The following is a 17492-nucleotide window of genomic DNA, read 5'->3' on the forward strand; positions in this document are numbered from 1 at the left end:
GCTCGCATCGGGGACAGTAACGTTCACGTCGTGAGCGTAATGCCCCGCTGAAGAAAGGATCGCACCCGTGCTCAACGAACTGCTGAAACGGAAACTCGCGCACCTCTTCGCCCTGCTGGACGTGGACGACGACGGCGCCATCGACAGGATGGACTACACGGCGTCCGCGGACCGGCTCGTCACCGCGTTCGGCTACGCGCCGGGCTCGCCCGAGAGCGAACTGGTCCGGGAGCGCTACGACAGGCTGTGGGAGGCGGTCACCCGCCCGATGGACACCGACGGGGACGACCGCGTCGACGTCGACGAGTACTCCTCGGGCATGGACCGGTTCGTGACGACGTCCGACGAGGGCTACCGCACCCACATCGCCCCGATCGCCGACGCCTTCTACGACCTGATGGACGTCGACGGCGACGGCCGGATCACCAGGACCGAGTACGTGCGCATGGCGGCCAGCGCCTTCCGCCTGTCGGAGGACGCGGGCAACGCCGCGTTCGACAAGCTCGACCTGGACGGCAACGGCTGGATCGGGCGCGACGAGCTCCACACCGCCAACGAGCAGTTCTTCCGCAGCCCGGAGGAGGACGTCCGGGGCAACTGGATCTTCGGCCCGATCGCGGTCTGATCCGCCCCGCCGGGTGTGGCCCGCGATCAGCCACACCCGGTGACCGCACCGGGTCAGCCGTCTTCCTCCTCGTCGCCCTTCGGGCGCGTGTGGAACAGGTCGCGGAGGAGGGTCAGCGTCCCCGGAGGCAGGATCGGCTTCCCGTCCGGCTTGATCGGCATGCGCCCCGATCCGGGGTCCAGGCCGCCCACCAGGAAGTCGCGCACCGTGTCGGTCGCGGCGTCGACGATGCGCCTGACATGTGGCGGCACGGTGGTGCCGCTGTGCTCCGCGAGCCGGTCGGTGAACTTCCGGGCCGCGTCGAGCATCGCGTCGATCGTGGCGCCGCGCAACGGGTCGCGGGCCTGGTCCGCGCCGGCGAGCTTCATGAGCAGCGAGACGACGTCGGGCACCTGCCGGTCGACGGTCGCCATCTCCTCGGCGATCGCCCTGGCCAGGGGCTCGGGGTCCGCCAGCCTGGTGACCACGTCGAAGACGAGCGGCTCGACCCGGTGGGGCGCGGCGCGGAACAAGGACTGGACGACGGGCGCCAGGTCGTGGCGCCGCGGGAGCGCCCGGCCGAGCACGGTCAACGCCGAGGTGAGCCACTCGTCCGGGAACACGGCGACGAGGGTCGTGACGAGCAGGGGTTGCGCGGTCAGGGTGTCCGCGACGAGGCGCTCGCCGAGCAGGTCGGGGCTCAGCGCGTTCACCGGGTGCGGTCCCGGGTACAGCCGGGAGAAGAGCCCGACGTACTCCTGCACGGCCGCGGAGTCCTCCCCGAGGACCTCGGGGAGCCTGGCGATGAGCGCCTCCGCCCGTTCCCGCGAGGCCGGGGCGCACAGCGTGGCGAGCGTCCCGATCACCGCGAGCGCGGTCCGGGCGGTCTCCGGGGCGCTGTGGTCGCCGGTCGCCGCGCGCCACCGGTCGCGGTCGTGGTCGAGCACCCGGGCCGGCGGGTCCCCGCGGTCGGCCGACCCGAGGACCGCGCCCAGGGCGAGCGCGTGCAGGTCGAGCACCGTCTCCGGCCGCCCGGCGGGTTGCGGCCGCACCGGTAGCCCGAGCACGTCCGCGAACGCCGCCACCGCCGCCTCGGGCGTCGCACCGGCCGGAACGCCGTCGAGGGCCATCGCGCCGACGCGGTCGGCGTCGGCGAACAGCGCGGCGACCCGGCGGTCCGCGTGGTCGCGCAACGGGGTCAGCCAGGTGCCGGCCGATCGCCCGAGCACCAGCAACCTGCTCGTGGCGCCGCGGGCAGACGAGCGGTCGACGAGCGCTTCCGCCAGCACCGCCAACCGCTCGGACCGCAGTTCGCCGTCCGGGACGACGACCAGGAGGGGTTTGTCGACCGTGCCGGCCCTGCGGATCTGGGCCGCGGGCGCCTCGCCGTCGAGCACACCGGCGAACCACCCGGTGCGGCGCAGCCTGTCGCACAACTCCAACGCCAGCCGCCGCCGCCCCGACCCCGGACGGCCCACGAGGAGGCGCACCGCGCTGGTGGCCGGGTCGTTGGCCCACGCCACCAGGTCCGCGAGCTCCCGCTGCCGACCCGAGAACGGCACCACGCCGTGTTCCGCCCGCAACAGCACGCTCGGCGCCACGTCGGCCCCCGGCGTGGGCACGGGCTGCACGAACAGCCGCGGCACGGCGAGCGTGGGCACGAGGTCGACCAGGCGTTCCACCAGGGCGGCCATGTCCTGGTCGAACCGCCGCTGGCTGAAGCGCGCGGCCTGGATGCTCGCGAACCGCCTGATGCTGGAGGGCAGCTCGTGGTGCCGCGGGGCGCGGGCGTTCTCCGGGGTGTCGTGCAGCAGCACGGGGACGACGGGGATGCCGTGGCTCAGCGCGTGCGCGATCTCCATCCGGACCCAGTCGTCCTCGGCCTCGACGCGTGGTCTCCCCGTCGACGGGTCCACGGCCAACCAGTCCGGGCCGACGACGGCGACCAGGACGTCGGCTTCGCGCAGGGCCTGGCGGATGGCCTGGGGGTAGGGCTCGCCGGGTGCCATCGAGACGCAGTCCCGGAACACCAGCTCCCGGCCGAAGTTGTCGGTCAGGACCCGGGCTATCGCGGCGGCGGCGACGGGGTTGTCCTTGGCCCGGTAGTTGACGAACACGCCTGCCACGTGATCAGTCCTCCACTTCGGTGATCGCATCGGCGAGGCGTGCGTCAATCACGGGGAAAAGTGATCGGGACGCACGTTCTTGTTGTCGGCAGTCGTCAAAGCTACCCGTCCGCATTGTTGCGGACGATTGCCGGGCGAGGCTTTCCCGGCTGACGAACGGGCGAAATCCCGTGCGGGCTGCTCGACCGGGACGGCGCCCACCGCGAGGGCCGGTGCGCGGCGACCGCACGTCCGCGGAAGGGCGGAGCGGCGAGGTGCGGTGGGCAGGCGACTTGGTCGGCCTCCTGGGCCAACAGGAGGCCGACGGGCCCTGGGACACGGCTGCACGGCGTGCCTTCAGAGCCGGTGTGCGTCTGCCCGCCGAACGTACCCGCCGACAACGGTGTGGGACCACGTCGTTGGACGCCGTGGGATCGCCGCCATCTGCGCGAACACCGGCCGGGTCGGTGGTCGTGCCGGGCGGGCGACCGGGCCCGGGGGATGGACGCGCAACCCCGGTGTGGACGCGGTGGGACGCGGCGGGACGGATCGGGTGATGCGGCCACGCGGTGGAAAAGGGGCACCTTCACCAGCGATGCCGTCGTGTTCCGTGGAAACGGCGAGGTGGCGGTGGTAAGCCTGGTGGGTCCGGAGATCCGTCCGGACCTCGTGCGGTGCAGGGCCAACTGCCCGTGCGGGAGGCGGGCCACCGGCCTGCGAACGATCGGCTGCACGGCGTCGTCGTCTGTGCCGAACGACCATCGAGCATGCGACGACGCCCTCACACTGGAGGGCGACTCATGGGTTTGTGCTGTCTCTCGGACGTCCGGCCGGCGGCCGGGCGCCGCGGCGGGCGTCGGTGGTCCGACCGGGGCGGGTGGGCGTTATGACGTCACCGCGGCTGCAGGATCACCTGACTTCGCCGGCGGCGTTCCTCGGCGCCGTCCGGGTCGAGATCAGGCGGGCCGGTTTGTCGCTCCCCGACCTGGCCCAGGACGTGGGCCGGTCGACCGAGGTCGTGCGGGTCGCCGTGCAGCAGCGCGTCCGCGAGTGGCACTTCTACCGGAAGGTCCTGAGCGCCTGCGCGGCCGACAGGTCCACGGTCGAGCACCTGCACGAGGCGTGGAAGCGGTTGGACACCTCGCGGCGCGGCGGCGCAGGACCGACGAACGTGGTGCCGATCTCGCCGCACGTGCCCGATGCGCAGCGGCAGCGACCGCGCGCCGTGCCCGTGGCGGACGACGAGCTGGAGGCCCGCACCCCGGCGGAGTTCATCTCCCTGCTGCGCCGGGTCCAGGTGCGCTCCGGGCTCACCCCGGCCGAGGTCGCCACCCGCGGCGGCATCCCCCGCAGCACGGCCTACCGGTTCGTCAACGACCAGAAGAACTCCTCGCTGCCCACGAAGATGGACCAGGTCCGGGCGTTCGTCGTCGCGTGCGGGCTGCCCGAGCCGCAGGTCGAGAAGGTCGTGGTGCTCTGGTGCGAGCTGCAGGGCGGAGCCGTCCCGGTCGACCACCCGGAGGCGGTGGAGGAACCTGTCGAGCACCGGGAGGAGGTCGAACCCGACCACCCGGCAGCCGCCCGCGGCGCCGACCGGGCGGCCGGCCCGCCGAACGTCCGCGACGTCGTCCTTCCCCTGCTGACCAGCCTGGCGCGTCCGGTGCTGGCCATGGCGTGCGTCCTGGTGGCGACGGGGACCACGGCGGCTGTGGTGATCTCCATCGGTGCGCTGCCGGCGGGGGCGCGACTCCTCGCGGTCGTGCTGATGGCGGTGCTGTTCACGGTGATCGGCGTGTCGTGGTGCGTCAGCGCCAACCAGCAGACCGCGACCAGGTGTCATCACCCCCACCCGGTGCCGCACGGCGGCTTGGTCATCGAGGACGACGGCGGAGTGCCGGCCGTGATCGGGCTGACCGATCGGGACGACGACCGTGCCGAGTCACGGCGCGTCGGCTGAGGGAACCGTGCGCCCGGAATGGCCCTCGGGGCCCTTCGCCGCCCTCAGCGAGCGAGAGCTCGAAGTGCTCGGGGTGCTCGCGAGCGACAAGACCGACCGGGAGATCGCGCGTTACCTGGGTATCGGTGAACGCACCGTGCGCGCGCACGTGGGCCGGATCATCCTGAAACTGGGCGTCGCGTCACGGGTCGGCGCCGCGGTCGCCTTCGTCGAGTGGAACGCGCGTGAGAACGCCCGTCGATGTGGCGGTTCCTGCATGGCGGAACAGCCAATGGTGGGACTTCGGACAATGGCGCCACACTTGTCGTGAGCCGAAATACCGGACCGGTCGAATCACACCGGGTCCGCGTGCCGAGGCCAGGGCAGTCGCCGATCCCGATCGTCGACCGCTTTCCGTCGAGCCGGTCCCGACCGGGGGGTGGGACCGGCTCGACGGCGACGGGAAAGCGTGCGGCGACTTCCGCGGAAACCGGTGGCGTGCGATCACCGGGCGCACTCTCGCCGGATGACCACGACGGTGGGCCGGGCGAAGAGCAGCGCGGCAACGGTGGTCACGCGGCGCGATCGGATACCGCGCGTTCACCCGAACGAGATCGTGCCTATTCCCCGTCAGTGGTGCGACTATGAAGTCGGCGGTGAGGCGCTCGGGTCGATGGGGGAGTGACGACACCGAGTCCCAGTGCGACGCCGACCTCGTCGGCGGGTACGCGCGGCCTCGGCCCGACTCCCGACCGGGACCGGACGCGGGCTTCCAGCCCCGTGCGCGGCCGCGAACCCAGGCGCGGCGCCGACCGCCTCCGTCGAACCGGACACCAGGGGGAACGATGAGGAACACGACGAAGGTGGCGGCCGTCCTGACGACCGTCGCCACGACCACCACGTTGATCGCCGCCACGACCGCGGCCGCCTCCGCGGCCGCTCCGTGGTGGAGCGACCCGGCGACGTGCGGCAACCCGCTGACGGCGGTGCAGCGCACGGTCGACGGCCGGGTCGTCCAGGTCCGCTACGGCGACTGCGGCGGCGCGCAGTACGGCTGGGGCAGGATCCTCCAGTACAGCGGGCCGGAGTTCATCCGCTTCGAGGTCGACCTGAACGGCGACCGGGTGGCGGACGACTTCTCGACCTACACCGCGGGCAGCCGCAACTACACGCAGGCCTACCCGACGAGCGCCGACCCGAACCGCGCGTTCCGGGCGTGCTACGTGGTCGACCCGAACGGGACGTGCACCGCGAACAACGCCACCGCGTGGTGGTGACCGTCTGTTCGAGGGATCAGGCGTCCGACTGGATGCGGTGAGCTAGGGGGAACGGGAGGGGGTAGGGGCCGCTCCGGTGGCAGCAGGCGTTGCGCCCGCGCCGGCGAGGTGAGCACGGCTCGGGAAAGGGCTTGCTCCCGGCCGGCGCAACGACGGCTCGAGCCACGTCACGCGGATCCGGCGCAGCAACGACATCGCCTCCCCGGTCCGGTGTTCGGAGGACGTTGTTCAGTTCACCGGCCACGATCCTGAACACCCCGGCAGCGCCTAGCGTCCGCACCGGTCGGCGCCGACCGGTGCGTGCCACGCACCACTCGACAGCTCCGTGGCGCCGACCTCAACCGGAGGATCGGGAGGAACTCGTGTCGGGTTCGAGATCACGGAGGCGCACGGCGTGGCCGGCCGCGGTGCTCGCGTTAGGGGTGGCCGCCGCGTCGGCGGCGCCGCAGGCGGCGGCGGCCGGTGAAGCGCAAAAGAGCGGCACGACCCGGGTCGTCACGCTCATCAGCGGTGACCGGGTCGTGCTCGACGGTGACCGGGTCGCCGCGGTCACCGCGGGCGCGGGCCGGGAGGACATCGGCTACCTGACCTTCCACCGCCGGGGCCACGTGCACGTCGTCCCGCGCGACGCGGCACGCCCGCTCGCCGAGGGCAGGTTGGACGCGCGGCTGTTCGACGTCACGGGCCTGGTCGAGGCCGGCTACGACGACGCCCGCCGCGACCGCGTGCCGCTGATCGTCCAGCGCTCCGGCGACCGGGCCGCGGCGTTGGGCGCGCTCCGGGTCGACCGCGAGCTGCCGACCGTGGGCGCGGTGGCCACGACGGCGGCCAAGGCGTCCGGGGCCGACTGGCAGGCGCTGCTGACCGCCCCGGGCGTGGCGAAGGTCTGGCTCGACGGCGTGCGCCGGCCCGTGCTGGACCACAGCGTCCCGCAGATCGGTGCGCCCGCCGCGTGGGCGGCCGGGTACACCGGTGCGGGCGTGAAGGTCGGCGTCGTGGACACGGGCGTCGACGGCGGGCACCCGGACCTGGTGGGCAGGGAGGTCGCCGAGCGCAACTTCACCAGCGACCCCGACGCCACCGACACCATCGGCCACGGCACGCACGTCGCGTCGACCATCGCGAGCAACAGCACGCGGTACCGCGGTGTCGCGCCGGGCGCGCAGCTGCTCGACGCCAAGGTGTGCGGGCAGGCGGGCTGCGCCGAGTCCGCGATCCTCGACGGCCTGCGCTGGACCGCCGAGCAGGGCGCGGACGTGGTGAACGTCAGCCTGGGCGGCGCCGACGGGCCGGAGGTCGACCTGCTGGAGGAAGCGGTCAACACCCTGTCCGCGACGCACGGCACGCTGTTCGTCGTCGCGGCCGGCAACAGCGGCGCCGCGGCGACCGTGGGCTCGCCGGGCAGCGCGGAGGCCGCGCTGACCGTCGGCGCGGTCGACCGGAACGACGCCCTCGCGGACTTCTCCAGCCGCGGCCCGCGCGTCGGCGACGGCGGGGTCAAGCCCGACATCACCGCGCCGGGCGTCGACATCGTGGCCGCCAAGTCGCGGAGCCTGCCGGGCGCCGGTCCGGCGGACCACCACGCCATGTCCGGCACGTCGATGGCGACGCCGCACGTCGTGGGCGCCGCCGCGCTGCTCGCGCAGCAGCACCCCGACTGGCCGGGCGACCGGCTCAAGGCCGCCCTGATGGCGGCGGCCGAGCCCAACCCCGACCTGACCGTGTTCGACCAGGGCTCCGGCCGCGTCGACTCGGCCGAGGTCATGACCACCACGCTCACCACGTCGCCACCGAGCGTCAGCCTGGGCGTCCAGCAGTGGCCGCACGACGACGACGTGCCGTTGAGCAAGGCGCTGACCTACCGCAACGCGGGCGCCACCCCGGTGACGCTCGACCTGGACGTGCAGGCGCGCAACCCGGACGGCACACCCGGTCCGGCGGGGACCTTCTCCGTCAGCCCGGCCGCGGTCACCGTCCCGGCGGGCGGCGAGGCGGCGGTGACGGTCACCGGCGACGGCAGGTCCGGCGCGGCCGACGGCGAGTACTCCGGCCTGGTCCTCGCCAGGAGCGGCGCGGACGTGCTGCTGCGCACGCCCGTCGCGGTCAGCCGCGAGGTGGAGAGCTACGACGTCCGGATCACCCAGCTCGACCGGTCCGGCCAACCGGAGGGCAACTACTCCACGCTGCTCATCGGGGTCACCAACGACCGGTTCAGCCTGATCACCGACGCGGACGGCGACGTCACCACCCGCGTGCCCAAGGGCGTCTACACCGCCGTGTCCGAGCAGCGCTTCGGCGAGCCCGACACGACGGTGCTGCTCCGGCCGGACGTCACGGTCACCGCCGACACCGAGGTGGTCTTCGACACGCGAGCCTCGGCGCCGGTGACGATCACGCCGCCCGAGAAGGGGGCCAAGCCCAGGTTCGGCTACGTCGCGTTCGGCAGGCACCACGAGGACGCGACGGCCGTGATGGGCCTGGTGTACCCGCAGGGGTTCCCCTCCGACCTGGCGCTGGGCAACAGCGGTCCGAAGCTGCCGGCGGCGGCGTACGGCGTGCTGATCGGCGCGGAGTTCACCGGCGCGCCGGTCGGCGGGAAACCGGTGTCCTACCGGTTCGCGTGGCAGGAGCGCGGCGGTGCGCCGACCGGGTTCGCGCGCCGCCCCGGCAAGGGCGAGCTGACGGAGGTCCGCACCGGGTTCGGCCCTCGCCGGCCCGGTCGGATCGGCGAGCACTCCGGCAGGGTGACGACCGCCGACGGCATCTACGGGTACGGCGGCGTGACCGCGTCGGAACCGCTGTCCGGCGCGGTCGACCACGTGCTCGCGGCGGACACGACCTGGCGCTGGCAGCTGTTCCAGGGCACACCGGAGACGCTGGAGTCGGTGCTGCTCAGCCCCGACCGCACCTACCGGACGGGCCGGAGGTACGCGGAGGCGTTCGGGTTCCCGGTCATCGGCCCCACACCGCCGCACTCGGCCTCGCCCTACCTGTTCCGCGTGGGTGACGTGGTGGTCGCCGACCTGTGGCTCTTCGGCGACGGCTCGGGCAACTTCGGCGACTCGCTGACCGGCACGTCCCGCACCACGCTGCACCGCGACGGCGAGGTGGTGGGCGAGACGCCGCTGCCCGGCATCGGGGCGTTCCCCGTGCCGCCGGGGCCGGCGGACTACCGGCTGGAGGTGGAGAGCTCGCGGTCGGACGAGGTCTCCGAGTTCACCACCCGGGTGCACTCGGCCTGGACGTTCCGCTCCGGCACCGCGCCCGGCGAGGAGCGGCAGCCCTTGCCGCTCACCGTCGTCCGCTTCACCCCTGAGCTGGACGCGAACGGCGCGGCCGTCGCCGGCCGACCGCTCGCCGTGCCGCTGGTCATCACCCAGCAGGCGGGCGGTGACCACGGGCGGGTGCGGCACGTGCGCGTCGAGGTGTCGTTCGACGACGGCGGCACGTGGTCCGACGCCCCGGTGATCGGCCGCACCGCGCTGGTCCGCAACGCCGCCGCGCCGGGCGCGTACGCCTCGCTGCGGGTGAAGGGCTCGGACAGCAAGGGCAACGTGTTCGAGCAGACCCTGATCCGCGCTTACAAGCTCCGGTAGGGGTTTTCCGGGCATCACGGCGGCGGGTCCCCTGGCCGAGGGGGCCCGCCGCCGCGTCACGTGCGGTGGACCCACCCCTCACTCGGCCGGTCTTGAGCGACAGCGACCCGCCCGGTGGTGGCGGCGTGGGTCCACATCGGGCGCGACGGACCGGATCTCCCCGCCCTCGCGCCACTTCTCCAGCGCACCGGCCACGCGCCGGCCTGCCCGCGCCCGTCGAGCACCGTGATCACGCTGCCCGGCCGCGCGCCGGCACCGCGACGAATCGAGACGCGCTGTCCTGAATGGACGGACCAGGTGGACTCCTCTCGGTCACCTTGCCGGGATACCACCACACGGGACGGCGGGCAAGGCCGAACGGGTCGTTCTTCCTCTTCGGGTACGGCGGCTACCTGAAGGCCTCGTCGTCGTTCCGCTCCGCCGGGCCGGCGTGTTGACTGACGCCGTCGGTCCGCGGCTTCCACCAGCGGGACTCGACCACACACCTCGGCTCAACACCTCGGATGAAGGCATCGATGAGCGTTTTCTGGCGTAGTACGCGCGCCGAGCGGCGGTCACTGGTCGTCCGGCTGGCACTCGTCCTGGCCGTCACCGGGACGGTCGGGGCGTGCGGGGTCTCGGCGACCAGCGGCTGGCACGACGGCGACCCACCGGGGCACGGCGTGCGGAAGGACACGACCATCGACGCGCCGCACGGCCCGCTGTACCCGGCCGACGTGAAGATGCTCGTCGCGGTCGCCCAAGCGGGTCTGTGGGAAGCGCCGGCGAGCGAGGACGTCGCCCGGCGCAGCACGAACCCGAAGGTGCGGGCGGTCGCGGCGCAGCTCGCCGAAGAGCACCACGTGCTGCACAAGAACAACATCGCGGCCGCGGACCGCCTGCAGGTCCAGCTGCCGCAGGCGCCGACCCCGCAGCAGCGGGGCTGGCGCGACGAGATCCGCGCGGCGAGCGGCGACGAGCTCGACCGGGTCTACGTCAACCTGACGAGGGCCGCGCACGGGTCGGTCTACATGGCCATCGCCGCGGTGCGGTCCACGACGGAGAACGACGTCGTCCGCTCCTCCGCCGCGATCGCCGAGGACTACGTGTCGCGGCACATGGCGCTGCTGGAGAGCACGGGCCTCGCCACGTCCGACGCGCTGGCGGTGCACTCCGGCACGGACGCGCGGTACCAGGCACTGCCCGCGCCGGTGGACCTCGTCCTCGGGATCGTCCTGCTGGTGGCGGTGGGCGCCGGGACGCTGCTCGTGGTCCGGGTCGGCTCGCGGACCCGGCCGGAAGAGGCCGTCGAGGACGAAGAGACCGAGGAAGGGGCGTGGACGTGATCGCGATGACGGGCCTGGCCGCCGACGTGCTCGCGGTGGGCTACACCGGGAACGACAACGGCGTGCGCGGCGTGGTGGCGCTCTCCGCGCGACTGTCCTACCTCTCGCTGTGCCTGACCCTGTGCTGGGGCGTGTTCACCGCCACCGGCTGGGTCCGCCGGTTCACCGGCCACCACGCGCTGCGCAGCGGGCACTCGATGCTGGCCACGTTCACCCTCGCGACCGCGGCGGTGCACGGGTTCGGGTTCTGGTTCCTGGACGAGCAGCTCGTCGTGGGCTCGCAGGTGGTGGTCCCGTTCCTCAACGGCTACGTCCGGCACGCCCTCGGCATCATCGCCTTCGACCTGATGGTGGCGATCGTCGTCACGGCCGGGATGCACCGCGTCTTCCGCTACCGGAACTGGTTGCGGTTCCACCAGACCGCGTACGCGGTGTTCGTGCTCGCCGCCGCGCACGCGTGGTGGGGAGCGTGGGCCAACGGCAACTTCGAGCTGGTGTGGCTCGCCGGTCTCACCGTCTCGGCGCCCGCCCTCGCGCTCGTGGCGGTGCGGTTCGTGCCGCCCAGGGCGCTGGCGAAGGTCGGGCTCATCGAGGGCGACGCGGTGCGGGCGGCGCCGGTCGACAAGGCGGCGCCGCTCAAGGTGAGCGTCGACAACCAGCGCTGCCACCGCTACGGCTTCTGCCAGACCGAGGCCCCCGACGTCTTCCAGCTCCAGGAGGACGGTCGGCTGGCCTACCGGCAGAGCCCTGACACCACCCGCAACCTGGACGTGCTCTCCGCGGCGCGGTCCTGCCCGATGCGGGCCATCGAAGTCGCCGGGAGGGACGCATGAACGGATTGCCGAGGATCGTGGTCGTCGGAGCGGGCATCGCGGGCCTGTGCGCCGCCGAACGGCTGCGCGAGCTCGGGTTCGACGGTGAGATCGTCATCGTCGGCTCCGAGTCGACCATGCCGGTCCACCGCCCGATGCTCTCCAAGCAATTCCTCACCGGCGAGCTGGCCGCCGCGGACGTGCTGACGGCGCCCGCCGAGAACCTCGACGCGACCTGGCGGCTGAACACCCCGGTGTCCCAGCTGGACCCGCGCCGGCGGGTCGTGCACCTGCCCGGCGGTGAGGAGCTGGAGTACGACGGGCTGGTCATCGCGAGCGGGGTCGAGCCGCGCAGGCACCCCGGCGGGATGAACGCCCACCCGAGGGTCGTGGTGGTCCGCACCCGCGCGGACACGCGGAAGATGAAGAACCTGCTCGACCGCTCCCGGGAGCAGGTCGTGGTGGTCGGCTCGGGGTTCATCGGCTGCGAGGTCGCGTCGAGCCTGAGGTCCATGGACCGGTCCGTCGCGATCGTCGGGCGCACCGGCACGCTGATGAACAACCTCCTCGACAACGACCTGGCGACCCGGCTCACGGACCTGCACCGGCGCAACAAGGTCCGCCTCGAACTCGGCGTCACCGTGCGGTCCTGGGCGGGCGGCGCCTCCCGCGCCGAGCTGCTGCTGTCCACCGGCCGGACCCTCGGCGCGTCCTGCGTGGTCGTCGCGGTCGGCTCGGTGCCGGCGGTGTCCTGGTTGCGCGACTCCGGCGCCCGGCTGGACAACGGGGTCGTGTGCGAGGCCACGTGCCACGTCGAGGGGATGGAGGACGTGGTCGCGGCCGGCGACGTCGCCTCCTGGCCGAACCTGCGGTTCGACGGGAAACCGCGACGGGTCGAGCACTGGACCAACGCGATCGAGATGGGCCGGGCCGCGGCGGAGAGCCTGCTGAGCGGCCGGGAGTCGGCGACGCCGTTCACCCCGGTTCCCCGGTTCTGGTCCGAGCAGCACGGGCTGCGCATCCAGGCCGTCGGGATGCCGTCGGTCGGCGTCGAGCACGTCTCGCTCGACCAGGTGTCCACCTCGCAGCGATCGCTCACCGGCTACCTGCGGGACGGCAAGCTCACCGGAGTCATCGGGTTCGACCGCTCGGTGGCGGTGCTGGACTACGGGAAGAAGCTGAGGGACGCGTCGTGGCCGGACACCGGCGCGACCGGCGACCGGCAGCCGCCCGCGCAGCCGCTGTCGCACGTGTAGCCGACCCGCACACCACCTGGAAAGGCACAAGCGATGCGACTCAACCCACGGGCGCTCACCGCGGTGCTCGGCCTGCTCGTCGGCGCCGGCCTCGCCGTCGCCGTCGCGCAGTCGCCCAACTTCTCGTCGCTCACCACCGAAGTGACGATCTCCACCTCCGACTCGAACCGCGGGCTGCGCGTCGTCGTTCCGCTGCCGTACCGGGAAGCGCGGCGCACCTTGGTCGCACCGGTGGACGCGGAGCGCTTCGACGAGGTCTGGCCGGAGTCCGAGCGGGGCATCGGCATGCGCACGGACCACGGGGCGCGCAAATGACGGTGAACCGGGACCGGGCCGTGGGAGTTCCCGACCACCGCCTCGTGACGACGGCCAAGCGGGGCTCGCCCGAACCGGCGCGCTTCGGGGGGTGGACCGACTACCGCGAGTGGGCCGAGCACGACTTCCGCGACCGGCGGGCGGCGGAGGAACCCGGTCCGCCGACCGACGCGGCGATCGTGGTCGAGGCGCTGACCGACCTCGTGCCCATCAAGGTGCTGGTGCGGGAGGAGAACGGCGGGTCGAGGCGCTCCTGCCTGGTGCCGTCGAGCGGGGTGGGGGGCCCGGAGGTCGAGCTCGGCCCGGCGCCCGAGCTCGGCGACGCGGCGTTGATCCGGCCGTACGTGCGCCCGGCGGAACGTCCTGACGCCCAGGACGACGACTTCGGGTTCGAGACCGTGGTCGAGCTCGCCCGCCCCCTGGTGTCCCTGCCCGCCGGGGAGATGAGCGACGACCAGCGCGCGGTGTGCCGGGTGTGCGTCGTGCCGCAGTCGGTCGCCGAGGTCGCGGTCGCCATCTCCGCGCCGCTCGGCCTGACCCGGACGATCATCGGCGAGTGCATCGGGAACGACTACCTGCGCGTGCACGAGACGGCGCCCCTCGTCAACGGCCTGCCGTCGATGGACCTGCTCCGGCGGGTCTACTCCGGGCTGTCGCAGCTGTCCGACACCCGATGACCAGGAGGGAGCAGCCATGACCACACGCCTGGACGTCACGATCGCCGCGACCGCGGCGGCACAGCTCGCGGTGGTGGCCCTCGCGGCCGTCACCGACCTCACGACCGGCGGCTGGGTCCGCGTGGCGGTCGCGGCTCTCGCGGCCGGCGCGGTCGCGCTCCTGGCGGCGGTGGCGCTGGACGTGCGACGCCTCCACCGCGCGAACGCCTCGGTGCGCGGCGAGATCGACGCCCTGGCCGCGGTGCCGTTCGCCGACCTCATGGCCGGCGGAGACGACGATGCGGTCAGGAACCGTCTTCCCGCGGTGTCGGACGACGGGCTCGGCCTGCTCGTCGGGCAGGTCGAACAGCTGTGCGCGGCGGTGTCGCGCAGGGACTCGGAGAACGAGGACGTCCGCGCCGGGTACACCGAGGTGTTCGTCAACATGTTCCGGCGGTCGCAGACGTTGTTGCAGCGCCAGCTGGAGGTGGTCGAGCGGCTGGAGAGCGGCGACCGGTCCTCCACCGACATGCACCTGCTGTTCCAGCTCGACCACCTCGTGACGCGGATGCGGCGCAACAACGAGAACGTGCTCGTGCTGGCGGGGACGGAGCTGGTGCGCGCGACGAAGGACCCGGTGCCCGTGGAGGCCGTGTTCCGCGCGGCGATGTCCGAAGTAGACCGGTACCAGCGGATCAGGGTGCTGGGCATGCCGTCGGTGCGGATCTCCAACACCGCGGCGGGCGACCTCATCCGGATCATCGCCGAGCTGCTCGACAACGCGACGGCGTTCAGCCCGCCGGACAAGGAGGTCACGGTCAACGCCGAGCTGGGCAGGCACGCAGGGCTGTCCATCGGAGTGTTCGACAACGGGATCGGCATGTCGGATGAAGACGTCCGCAAGGCGAACGAGCAGCTGCGGAACCTGGGCTCGGCGCAGATCGCCCGGTCACGCCGGGTGGGCCTGTTCGTGGTCGGCAGGCTCGCGGGCCGGCACGGGCTCAAGGTCGAGCTGTTCGGCGGCGACGAGGTCGAGGGCGTGTCGGCGCTCATCTCGGTGCCCAGCTCGTTACTGCTGGAGGAGGAAGCGGTGCGCGCGGGCGTGCCCGACCCGGTGGCGGTGAGGACCACCGTCCGGATGCGGGAGACCAAGCACGCCAAGGACGACGGCGCGACCGTCCACCGGGTCTCCTCCTGGTACGGCAAGTCGAAGGCGTGGCGGGCCGAACGCGACAACGCGCTGAGCGGCGCCCGCCGGGAAGCCGCCGAGCGCAGGGGCAGGGAGCACGACGACATCCCCGCCACCCTGCCGATGAGGGTTCCCGGCACCCGAGGCGCGCCGCCGGCACCCGAGGCGGCCCCCGCGGTCGTCGCGGTCGCCCCGGCCGCCCCGGTCGACGTGAAGCAGGACGCGCGTGCGGCGTCCCGGTGGTTCCGGGCGCGGGACGAGGTGGCGGGCGCCCGGTCGGACGGGGACGCGCCGCCGCCGGTCACCCCCGAGCCGCCGCGGCAGGAGACCGTCTACACCGAGGACGGGCTGCCGCTGCGCCGGAAGGGCGCGAACCTCGTGCCCGGGATCGCGGTCGCCGTCCCGGACGGGCCGGACCGGCACAAGCCGATCGAACGCGACCCGGCACACCTGCGGCGCAGGTTGTCCAGCTACCAGGTCGGCGTGCGCAAGGCCAAGGAACAAGAGGACCGGATGCGGGGCCGGCAACACCACACAGGCGGTTGGACCGTGCTGGAGAGGGAGACAGGAAAATGAGCGGACAGTCGAAGTCGCGGTCGATGACCTACCAGGAGCTCGTCGACAAGTGCTCTTGGCTCATCAACGAGTTCGTGGATCGCGTTCCCGGTGTGGCTCACGGCATCACGGTCTCCGCCGACGGACTGCTCCTCGCCGCCTCCGGCGCGCTGCCGGAGGACCGCGCGGACCAGCTCGCCGCGGTGTCGTCGGGGTTGCTGAGCCTCACCGACGGCGCGGCCCGGTGCTTCGAGGCGGGCAACGTCCGGGAGACCATCGTCGAGATGGACGCGGGCACCATGCTGCTCATGGCGATCAGCGACGGCTCGTGCATGTCGATCCTCGCCGATCCCGGTTACGACATCGGCCAGATCGCCTACGAGATGGCGCTGCTCGTGGACAAGTTCAGCACCCAGCTGACGCCGGGGGAGCGCGCCGACGACGCGGAGCAGGGCGTCTCCGCCGGTTCCGCGTCCAACTGAGGGACCGAGGAAGGAAGGGCGACGCACCATGAAGATGGACGATTTCGGTCCCGTGAAGAAGATCGGTTCGGTCACCTCCACGAAGATCGTGGTGGCGGGCGGGTTCGGCGTGGGGAAGACGACCTTCGTCGGCGCCGTCTCGGACATCCAGCCGTTGACGACCGAGGCGATGATGACCGCCGTCAGCAACGAGCTGGACGACACCAGCCGCATCCCGAACAAGATGGCGACCACGGTCGCGATGGACTTCGGCCGGGTCGCGCTGGGCGACGACCTGCTGCTCTACCTGTTCGGCACACCGGGGCAGGAGCGGTTCTGGTTCATGTGGGACCACCTCGTGCGCGGCGCGCTCGGCGCGGTCGTCCTCGCCGACACCCGGCGTCTGACCGACTCCTTCACCTCGATCGACTTCTTCGAGAACCGCAAGATCCCCTACGCCGTGGGGGTCAACACGTTCGACGGGATCCTGCACCACCCCCTCGAACACGTCCGGCGCGCGTTGGCGATCGACCCGAGCATCCCGGTGCTGCGCTGCGACGCGCGTGATCGCGCCGAGGTGAAGCAGACGCTGCTGCAACTGATCGCCTACGTGATGCAGAAGGTGGAGCAGGCCGCCGACCCGGTGACCGTCTGACGAACCGTCGTGGGGCGACGGCTTGAGGTGGGCCGACCGCGGTGACGGTCAGGTCACCGTCCGCACCTGCCGCACGGGCTGACCGCGCAGCGTGCGGGAGATCGGGGAGAGCAGGGATACCGGGGACAAGCGTCGGGCCCGCCGGCTGTGTGCCGGCGGGCCCGTGCGCTGTGGTGGTGTCGGGTCAGCTGTGGGCGCGGTGGCCTCGGCTGGTGACGACGTGGTAGATGCCGAGCACGACCAGCGAGCCGAGGATGGCGAGCAGCCAGGTGCTCAGGTCGAAGAAGCTGCCGATGTCGGAGCCGAAGATCGCGCGGCCGATGAAGCCGCCGAGGATGGCGCCGACGATGCCGAGCAGCATGGTGATGACGATGCCGCCGGGGTCCTTGCCGGGCATGATTGCCTTGGCGATGGCGCCGGCGATGAGACCCAGAACGATCCAACCCAGGATGCCCACGGTGCTTCCTTGTCCTCGTGCCACGCCGACTCCTGCGACGCGGCGTGATCGTTACAGGGGTCGGGGTGCCCACATCGCACCGATTTCACACCTCCACGAGTTCAACGGGGGTGGCGGGACCGGCATCGGGCCGGGGGCGCGGTCGTCGAGAGGGTCACGTTCGGGCTGCTCCCGGATCGCCCGCGGCCGCTCCGGGTACGCTGACCCGACCGACACCGACTCACACGGCATCCGTCACGTGCTCGCGCTGCCCGCTCGGTGCACGTGATCGAGACAGAGGATGGGATCCACGG

General features: G+C 72.6%; 16 protein-coding genes. 14 read left to right on the top strand and 2 right to left on the bottom strand.

Annotation, left to right across the window (positions count from 1 at the left end; all coding sequences use genetic code 11):
- Positions 1–67: 67 nt before the first annotated feature.
- The gene (locus tag EDD40_RS37235) at positions 68–625 is read left to right on the top strand and encodes an EF-hand domain-containing protein (RefSeq protein ID WP_123747034.1); all 558 of its coding nucleotides are present in this window, start codon (positions 68–70) and stop codon (positions 623–625) included.
- Between the two features lie 53 nt (positions 626–678).
- Here the strand turns inward: EDD40_RS37235 and EDD40_RS37240 are convergent, their stop codons facing one another.
- On the bottom strand, positions 679–2730 hold the full coding sequence (locus EDD40_RS37240; protein WP_170185348.1) for a TIR domain-containing protein: 2052 nt from the start codon (positions 2728–2730) through the stop codon (positions 679–681).
- 865 nt (positions 2731–3595) lie between these two features.
- On the opposite strand from EDD40_RS37240, the gene EDD40_RS37245 reads away from it, so the two are divergent.
- The 13 genes from EDD40_RS37245 (at position 3596) to EDD40_RS37300 (ending at position 16742) form a co-directional block, all read left to right on the top strand.
- Positions 3596–4666: a helix-turn-helix domain-containing protein gene (locus EDD40_RS37245; protein WP_123747036.1), complete on the top strand. Its 1071-nt coding sequence runs from the start codon at positions 3596–3598 to the stop codon at positions 4664–4666.
- A gap of 7 nt (positions 4667–4673) precedes the next feature.
- Positions 4674–4976: a helix-turn-helix domain-containing protein gene (locus EDD40_RS44540; protein WP_123748567.1), complete on the top strand. Its 303-nt coding sequence runs from the start codon at positions 4674–4676 to the stop codon at positions 4974–4976.
- A gap of 195 nt (positions 4977–5171) precedes the next feature.
- Positions 5172–5330 carry a hypothetical protein gene (locus EDD40_RS42175; protein WP_170185349.1) on the top strand — a complete coding sequence of 53 codons (159 nt, stop codon included), beginning with the start codon at positions 5172–5174 and terminating at the stop codon, positions 5328–5330.
- A 160-nt stretch (positions 5331–5490) separates the two neighbouring features.
- A complete protein-coding gene (locus EDD40_RS37255) occupies positions 5491–5922 on the top strand; it encodes a hypothetical protein (protein ID WP_123747037.1) in 432 nt (143 codons plus the stop codon).
- A 407-nt stretch (positions 5923–6329) separates the two neighbouring features.
- A complete protein-coding gene (locus EDD40_RS37260; protein WP_246038170.1) occupies positions 6330–9518 on the top strand; it encodes a S8 family serine peptidase in 3189 nt (1062 codons plus the stop codon).
- A gap of 515 nt (positions 9519–10033) precedes the next feature.
- Positions 10034–10843, top strand: a complete 810-nt coding sequence (locus EDD40_RS37265; RefSeq protein WP_170185350.1) for a DUF4142 domain-containing protein — start codon at positions 10034–10036, stop codon at positions 10841–10843.
- Entirely contained in the window at positions 10834–11676 is an 843-nt protein-coding gene (locus EDD40_RS37270; protein ID WP_246038172.1) for a 4Fe-4S domain-containing protein, read from the top strand. Before EDD40_RS37265 ends, EDD40_RS37270 begins: the two co-directional genes overlap by 10 nt.
- Positions 11673–12911: an NAD(P)/FAD-dependent oxidoreductase gene (locus EDD40_RS37275; protein ID WP_123747040.1), complete on the top strand. Its 1239-nt coding sequence runs from the start codon at positions 11673–11675 to the stop codon at positions 12909–12911. The genes EDD40_RS37270 and EDD40_RS37275 overlap by 4 nt, the downstream gene beginning before the upstream one ends.
- 33 nt (positions 12912–12944) lie before the next feature.
- Entirely contained in the window at positions 12945–13226 is a 282-nt protein-coding gene (locus tag EDD40_RS37280) for a hypothetical protein (RefSeq protein WP_123747041.1), read from the top strand.
- Positions 13223–13903 carry a DUF742 domain-containing protein gene (locus tag EDD40_RS37285; RefSeq protein ID WP_123747042.1) on the top strand — a complete coding sequence of 227 codons (681 nt, stop codon included), beginning with the start codon at positions 13223–13225 and terminating at the stop codon, positions 13901–13903. The genes EDD40_RS37280 and EDD40_RS37285 overlap by 4 nt, the downstream gene beginning before the upstream one ends.
- A 16-nt stretch (positions 13904–13919) precedes the next feature.
- Positions 13920–15647, top strand: coding sequence for a sensor histidine kinase (locus EDD40_RS37290; protein WP_123747043.1), 1728 nt, complete (start codon positions 13920–13922; stop codon positions 15645–15647).
- A gap of 23 nt (positions 15648–15670) precedes the next feature.
- The gene (locus EDD40_RS37295) at positions 15671–16108 is read left to right on the top strand and encodes a roadblock/LC7 domain-containing protein (protein ID WP_123748569.1); all 438 of its coding nucleotides are present in this window, start codon (positions 15671–15673) and stop codon (positions 16106–16108) included.
- Between the two features lie 28 nt (positions 16109–16136).
- On the top strand, positions 16137–16742 hold the full coding sequence (locus EDD40_RS37300; RefSeq protein ID WP_123747044.1) for a GTP-binding protein: 606 nt from the start codon (positions 16137–16139) through the stop codon (positions 16740–16742).
- Between the two features lie 184 nt (positions 16743–16926).
- On the opposite strand, the gene EDD40_RS37305 is transcribed toward EDD40_RS37300, so the two are convergent.
- The gene (locus tag EDD40_RS37305) at positions 16927–17199 is read right to left on the bottom strand and encodes a GlsB/YeaQ/YmgE family stress response membrane protein (protein WP_123746795.1); all 273 of its coding nucleotides are present in this window, start codon (positions 17197–17199) and stop codon (positions 16927–16929) included.
- Between the last annotated feature and the right edge of the window lie 293 nt (positions 17200–17492).

It is taken from the genome of Saccharothrix texasensis, assembly GCF_003752005.1.
GTDB classification, from domain to species: Bacteria; Actinomycetota; Actinomycetes; order Mycobacteriales; family Pseudonocardiaceae; genus Actinosynnema; species Actinosynnema texasense.